The sequence below is a fragment of the Erwinia sp. genome, assembly GCF_031978025.1.
Classification (GTDB): domain Bacteria; phylum Pseudomonadota; class Gammaproteobacteria; order Enterobacterales; family Enterobacteriaceae; genus Erwinia.
Genome location: NZ_DALZCD010000253.1, coordinates 1 through 6473, shown reverse-complemented (window position 1 = coordinate 6473; position 6473 = coordinate 1). Strand labels below are relative to the sequence as shown.

5 protein-coding genes and 3 pseudogenes are annotated in these 6473 nt (G+C 53.7%); 3 read left to right on the top strand and 5 right to left on the bottom strand.

Annotated elements, in window-relative coordinates; genetic code table 11:
- The first annotated feature begins 1237 nt into the window (after window positions 1-1237).
- The 3 genes and pseudogenes from RTK32_RS17370 to RTK32_RS17360 form a co-directional block, all read left to right on the top strand.
- Entirely contained in the window at window positions 1238-1630 is a 393-nt protein-coding gene (locus RTK32_RS17370) for a hypothetical protein (RefSeq protein WP_312046163.1), read from the top strand.
- Window positions 1631-1801: 171 nt separating this feature from the next.
- Window positions 1802-2354 (top strand): annotated as a pseudogene (locus RTK32_RS17365) (recombinase family protein).
- 15 nt (window positions 2355-2369) lie between these two features.
- A pseudogene (locus tag RTK32_RS17360) lies at window positions 2370-2913 on the top strand (IS481 family transposase); the annotation flags it as partial.
- A 132-nt stretch (window positions 2914-3045) separates the two neighbouring features.
- Here RTK32_RS17360 and nth read toward each other — a convergent pair.
- The 5 genes and pseudogenes from nth to RTK32_RS17335 form a co-directional block, all read right to left on the bottom strand.
- Entirely contained in the window at window positions 3046-3681 is a 636-nt protein-coding gene (nth, locus tag RTK32_RS17355) for an endonuclease III (protein WP_312046161.1), read from the bottom strand.
- Complete coding sequence (locus tag RTK32_RS17350; RefSeq protein ID WP_312046160.1) at window positions 3678-4373, bottom strand: electron transport complex subunit E; 696 nt, start codon at window positions 4371-4373, stop codon at window positions 3678-3680. Before RTK32_RS17350 ends, nth begins: the two co-directional genes overlap by 4 nt.
- Window positions 4366-4995, bottom strand: a complete 630-nt coding sequence (rsxG, locus tag RTK32_RS17345; RefSeq protein WP_312046158.1) for an electron transport complex subunit RsxG — start codon at window positions 4993-4995, stop codon at window positions 4366-4368. Before rsxG ends, RTK32_RS17350 begins: the two co-directional genes overlap by 8 nt.
- Entirely contained in the window at window positions 4995-6056 is a 1062-nt protein-coding gene (rsxD, locus tag RTK32_RS17340; protein WP_312046156.1) for an electron transport complex subunit RsxD, read from the bottom strand. Before rsxD ends, rsxG begins: the two co-directional genes overlap by 1 nt.
- Window positions 6057-6473, bottom strand: a pseudogene (locus RTK32_RS17335) (electron transport complex subunit RsxC); the annotation flags it as partial.

Here is a 6473-nt window from a genome sequence, read left to right as displayed (position 1 = left end):
CACCGTGCCGATGAGGCCGAACGACGCGCCCGTCAGGCAGAGCAGCGGCTGGCACGTTAGCGGGCGCGCCACCGGGACACTGCTGCAGGTGATTGTTTTCCTCTGGCAGCAAATCCACTACCGCGTCGCCTAAAACCCAGACTCTGTTCATTACGCCTCCTGTAAAAAGTAAGCTTAAAGCTAAACCGCTTTAGCGATAATAACAACTCTCTGTCTGTCCCAAAGAGAGATTCGGAAAAAAGAGGCGTACCGTTCTGGCAGTGGGTCATCTGCCGTTCGGCGCCTTATCCTGTGGGAAAGAGGAGTGCCCTTTTTGATGAATCAAGGCGATGAACGGCGATTTTCATGCTGAAAATAATAATTTAATGGCACGATAGCGACGAGAAGACAGGTTTGGCCAGAGAGGGATCCCATTATATTTTCCTTCACCGCCGCGATACCTGTCGTCTTCGGTCGATCGCTACAGGTAACGGCTCTCAATCGAAAAGAGTCGGATCCGCAATCAGCGCCGATTTCGGCCCACCTTAACTGCAAATGAAAAATATAGCTGACCCACATTAAGTAATGGGCTCGCATTTATCCTGCCCGACTCGCAATCCAGTCTGCCGGGCTTACAATAACTGCGAATCAGCTTTCATCGTTTTTTGAAAGTCCCTAACACTAAGGACTGTTAGAATAATTTCTTTTTGAAATAAGGAATTACCTTATGAACGCCAGTGGTAATAATTCAATCGCCGCAACTAATACATATCGTACGGAATTGGTGAGTACGAATTCGTTGAAAAGCGAAACAGCTATAATGGAATTTGTCCTTGCACCCATGTTGGCCGTCCAGTTCAGATATACATGGCCGTTTTTTTAAAGAAATCTCATCTACTCCTCTTTTAATATGAAAAATGTTTTTTAAGGAGAATATTTATATGCCTGTAAGTGGAATTGGTAGTGGCTCTCAAAATTTTGGGGGCGTCAGCACATCTGAAAGCGCACGCAATCAGACCTGTTAATCGTCGGAGTTGGCACGCAACATCCATAAAGTTCAGCAGTCAACATATGGATTTAGCAGGGGGCATCAGCGCCAGAATGCAGTGGATCTCCGTGTAGAAACATCGATTAAGTCAACAAGTTTTGGTAATCCAGTATCCCGTGCTACCACCACCCTGGTAGATAAACTTGGGAGCGGAACCAAAATTAAACCTTAAAACTAATTTTAACTCTATTGATGAATAAGGCTTAAAATATGCAGATAGTCAATTACGTGCATGCAAAAGTTTTACACAGCAGCAATGCTGCATTCAGTCTGGCCATGAAAGATAATAAGTACAGTTCATTTGCAGAAAAAATCATCTCAGTTAAAAATGAAAATGCGCACTGTGCTCTTATTAATGCGCACTCTTCTCTGAGAAAAGAAGTATTGACTATGAATAAAATATCGAAGTACGAGGGTTTTTTGAAAAACATTTCAGAAATAAAGCCTCAGGATTGTCAAAATTCTGGTATCTCAAACTATAACGATCGTCTTCCCAGACTGGCAGTAATAAAAATTAACGGAAACGATCATGAGTATTTTCTTCCTTACAACAATCAGCCAAAAAGTGTAACTATTACCACTGCTAAAGAAAGACTTGTTTAGATATCACTGAATCACCCTGTAAAACTATAAAAAAAGCGAATGCGTATTTTTTAAGTAGACCCAAAGCAGGCAACCCGGTGAGACAGTTTTTCTGTCTCATCAGGGTTGTTTTCACTCATCCTGGCGTTACGTTTTTATCATCTGGCGTTAAATGAGACAGTTTTCATTATTTTGGCACTTTACGGCTACGCCCGTGTTTCAACCAGCGACCAGGATCTGACTCTGCAGATACAAATTCTCCGCGCTGCCGGTTGTGAAATCATTCGTGCAGAAAAAGGCAGCGGAAACAGCCGGTCCGGAAGGAGCGAGTTGCAGCTGTTGCTGGCTTTCCTGCACCCCGGTGATACGTTGATGGTGACTCACGTGGATCGCCTGGCCCGCAGCATTAAGGACCTGCAGGATATCTTGTATGCCCTGAATCAACAGGGCGTAACGCTCAGGGCAACGGAACAGCCTATGGGCACGTGTCCGGCAGCAGGTAAAGCCTTCCTTGATATGCCGGGTGTTTTCGCTGAGTTTGAAACCAACCTGCGACGTGAACGTCAGAGGGAAGGGATTGCCGCAGCGAAAGCACGGGCCGTGTACCGCGGAAGAAAGCCCTCATGCGGAGATCTGGCGCCTGTACGCCACGGAGAATATGGGGGCCACGGCCATAGTCCGCCAGCTCGGGATTGGGTGGACCTCAGTCTACCGGGCGCTGGAAAATTATGAGCAGCCGGCGTAGCGCCCGGCTGATTCCCTGTTGCAACTACGGCAACGGTTCGATCGCCCGCCGCCAAAAAGCCCTGAACGGGCCACCCAGATTGCCACCGCCGCTCAGTTATAGGGTATTTCAGTCACGACGGTTTATCGCGCTCCTCGTCTGGTCCTCAGACCACGCACAGCTTACCGCCGCGATCGTGGCCAGCAACGGATACTCCCCCTCTGTGGAACATTACTGTGAACTGATTGCCGCGCTAAACCACGCTGATGCTGTTCAGCGTGGTGGATGACCGGAGCGGGTTTACTTACCAGTAATACCGGTGTGTGGTGAGGATGCGGAATCAGCGCTGCGTTTTCTCTTTAACGCCATGGCATTAAAAGCCAGGTCTGATTTTCCTTTCCAGGGCCGCCCGAAAATGCTGTACCTCGGTAACGGACCCGTGGCCAAAAGTCCTATGTTCCAGTCCCTGAAAGTTGACTGGCTGACGCAGACACCGGCAGTTAAGGATGGCACCGCAGAGTCTGAGCCGCAGGTTCAGGTTACTTTTCGCGGGCGAGAGGATTGCCGAAGAGGCTTTTATAAAGGGGGCCGGTTCCGAAAAAGGCGTGGCTTTTGCCCGAATCACCAGCACCAATACCGTATATCGGAAAAGAGCAGCAGGCCAGCAAGCGAATGCAGCCGCTGGCGTAACGCCGGCCGCTGCACTAAAAAGTCAGATATCCGTTTTTTCGCCGTACTCGCAAAGATCCTCAATTAAACAGGAGCCGCAGCGCGGTTTGCGGGCAATGCAGGTATAGCGGCCATGCAGGATCAGCCAGTGGTGACAGTCTACTTTGAACGCTTTCGGCACGACTTTTAACAGTTTTTCTTCTACCTGTTCAACGTTCTTGCCCGGCGCGAATTTGGTACGATTGCAGACGCGAAAGATATGGGTATCCACAGCGATAGTCGGCCAGCCAAAAGCGGTATTCAGCACCACGTTCGCCGTTTTACGCCCCACGCCCGGCAACGCTTCCAGTGCCTCACGGCTCTCCGGGACCTCGCCACCGTGCTGCTCCAGTAAAATACGGCAGGTTTTTATCACGTTTTCGGCCTTGCTGTTAAACAGGCCAATGGTCTTGATGTACGCTTTCACGCCGTCGACGCCCAGCGCCAGCATCGCAGCTGGCGTGTTGGCGACCGGATAGAGCTTTGCGGTCGCCTTATTGACGCTAACGTCGGTGGCCTGCGCGGAGAGCAATACGGCGATCAGCAGCTCAAAAGGCGTAGTGAAAACCAGTTCCGTGGTGGGATGCGGATTATTATCGCGCAGCCGCACCAAAATTTGCTGACGTTTATCCTTGTTCACAGCGTACTCGGTGCTCCTGTTGGCAGGGCGGCTTCTGCCGCCTTCCGCGCCGCACGGGCCTTCAGCTTGTTATCGATCAGGTATTTTGCGGCCAGTAACATGCCCAGGCCGATAAACGCGCCCGGCGGCAGCATCGCCAGCAGCATTGGCGAATCAAAATGAACAACCTGTACGCGCAGGACTTTTGCCCACGGGCCAAGCAGCTGATCGGCACCGTTGAAAATAGTGCCGTTGCCAATCACTTCACGTAGCGATCCCAGCACGAACATCACGCTGGTGGCACCAAGGCCAATGGCCATCCCATCCAGCGCGGCCAGCGGCACGCTACTGCGCGAGGCAACCGCCTCTGCGCGGCCCACCACAATACAGTTAGTGACAATCAGCGGGATAAAGATACCTAACGACTGGTAAAGCCCGTAGGCATAGGCGTTAATCAGCATCTGCACGCAGCTCACCACGGCAGCAATAATCATCACGTAAATCGGAATGCGAATATCGGTCGGCACCCAGCGGCGTGAAGCCGAAATCGCGCTGTTAGTGCAGGTCAGCACCAGCGTGGTAGCCAGACCGAGGCCCAGCGCATTGGTGGCGGTTGACGTCACCGCCAGCAGCGGGCACAGGCCCAGCAGCTGCACCAGCGCCGAGTTATTTTTCCACAGCCCACCGATTAGCAGGGTTTTAGCTTCACTCATTGGAGTCTCCACAGGTTGGCAGCGAGGACAGCTGCCCCGGCAACGTTTCAACATACAGCGTGGCGCGTTTTGTCGCGTTTACCACTGCCCGCGGTGTGATGGTGGCGCCGGTAAACTGATCGAAATCACCGCCGTCTTTTTTCACCGCAAAATGCTGGTCATCTTTTCCGCTCAGCCTGACGCCGCTGAAGCTTTCAATCCAGTTGGAGATACGCAGCTCGATTTTATCGCCCAGTCCTGGCGTTTCATGATGCTCCACCACGCGCACACCCAGCACTTTTCCGCTGAAATCTGCGCCGACAATCATCCGGATTGCGCCAGAATAGCCGTCTGGGGCGGTGGTCTCAATAGCTACCGCCACCGGCTTATCCTCTTTGCGCGCCAGATAAAGGCGATGTGTTCCTTTACCCAGCGTCGGATCGCTGACCAGATAGCACTCCTGCTGCAGAGCATTAGTATAGAGTGTCGGCGGCACGACCTGATCCAGCAGGCTTTTTTGCTGCAGCGTTGTCTGGTGATCAATAGTCGGTTTAGTCACGCTGTTAATCACCGCGGTCAGACCGGTGGTGACCGCAGCGAACAGCGCCAGCGTCACGCCGTTTTTACGAATCGCATCCAGCATTACTTTTCCTTACGATGGCCGTAAACGCGCGGCTGCGTGTAATAGTCGATCAGCGGGACGGCAATATTCGCCAGCAGCACGGCAAACGCCACGCCGTCAGGATAGCCGCCAAAGCTGCGGATCAGCCAAACCAGCAGGCCAATCAGTACGCCATAAAGCAGACGACCTTTGTTAGTGGTGGACGCCGTCACCGGATCGGTGGCAATAAAAAAGGCACCGAGCATGGTTGCGCCGGAAAAAAGATGGATCGCCGGTGAAACCAGGCTGCCAGGGGAAAAGAACCAGCCGAGCGTGGAGAAAAACGCCAGCGACAGCAGCATACTGACCGGGATATGCCAGCGAATACTGTGGGTAAACAGCAGAAACAGGCCGCCAGCCAGGTAACCGATATTGACCCACTGCCAGCCCAGACCGGCAATGACGCCGCTGTAAATGGGCAGCGCCTGTAGCTGCTCTGCACTGTGTCCGGCACGAAGCCCGGTTTTAAAGGTATCCAGCGGCGTGGCCTGGCTGACGCCGTCCACGCCGAGCTGCAGCTGCTGCATAGTGTGACCATCCAGCGTCAACCCGTGGAAAATAATGTGTAACGCATCCCAGAAAGTAGGCGTGACGGACTGTAAAGCGTCCGGCGGCAGCCAGCTGGTCATCTGTACCGGGAAAGAGATCAGCAGAACCACATAGCCAACCATCGCCGGGTTGAAGGGGTTCTGGCCCAGGCCGCCATAGAGCTGCTTGGAGATGACTACGGCAAAGATCGTGCCGATAGTAATGACCCACCATGGCGCCAGCGGCGGAATACTGATTGCCAGCAGTAGGGCGGTCAGCAGAGCGGAGTTGTCGCCCAGCGTTTTGCCCAACGGCAGTTTACGCAGCTTAAGGATTGCCGCTTCAGAGCCGATGCCTGCTGCAGCGGCAATCGCGATTTGGATCAGGGTGCCCCAGCCGAAAAACCAGCACTGAGCGGCTATGCCGGGCAGCGTGGCAGCCAGCACCAACAGCATGATGGTGCTGGTGCTGCGACGATTATGGGTGTAAGGCGAACTAGCGATGCGAAAAGCCATTTAATCCTCTTGCGTAGAATGTTGCGCCTTACGCGCTTTAACGCGAGCGATGGCCGCCGCCACCGCTGCTTTACGGCGATCGTCAGGTTCTGACGAAGATGTAATATCCGGCTGCGGCGCGGCTTGTGTCGGTTGCGCGGCGTCACCGGCTGCCTGTGCCGCGGCTTTCTTCGCTTTGGCGCGGGCAATAGCTGCTTCAACGGCCGCTTTACGCGGATCGACCGACGCGGCGTCCGGCTGAACAGTCGCCTGCGGCGCGGCTTCTGTCGGTTGTGCGGCATCACCGGCTGCCTGTGCCGCCGCTTTCTTCGCTTTGGCACGGGCGATAGCGGCCTCGACGGCCGCCTTGCGCGGATCGACCGGCGCGGCTTCCGCCGGTTGCGCGGCGTCACCGGCTGCCTGTGCCGCCGCTTTCTT

Bases quoted from the DNA above. Each gene is read 5' to 3' on its own strand.
- RTK32_RS17370 (WP_312046163.1), top strand. From the start codon at position 1,238: ATGCAGATAGTCAATTACGTGCATGCAAAAGTTTTACACAGCAGCAAT.
- RTK32_RS17350 (WP_312046160.1), bottom strand. From the start codon at position 4,373: ATGAGTGAAGCTAAAACCCTGCTAATCGGTGGGCTGTGGAAAAATAAC.
- rsxG (WP_312046158.1), bottom strand. From the start codon at position 4,995: ATGCTGGATGCGATTCGTAAAAACGGCGTGACGCTGGCGCTGTTCGCT.
- rsxD (WP_312046156.1), bottom strand. From the start codon at position 6,056: ATGGCTTTTCGCATCGCTAGTTCGCCTTACACCCATAATCGTCGCAGC.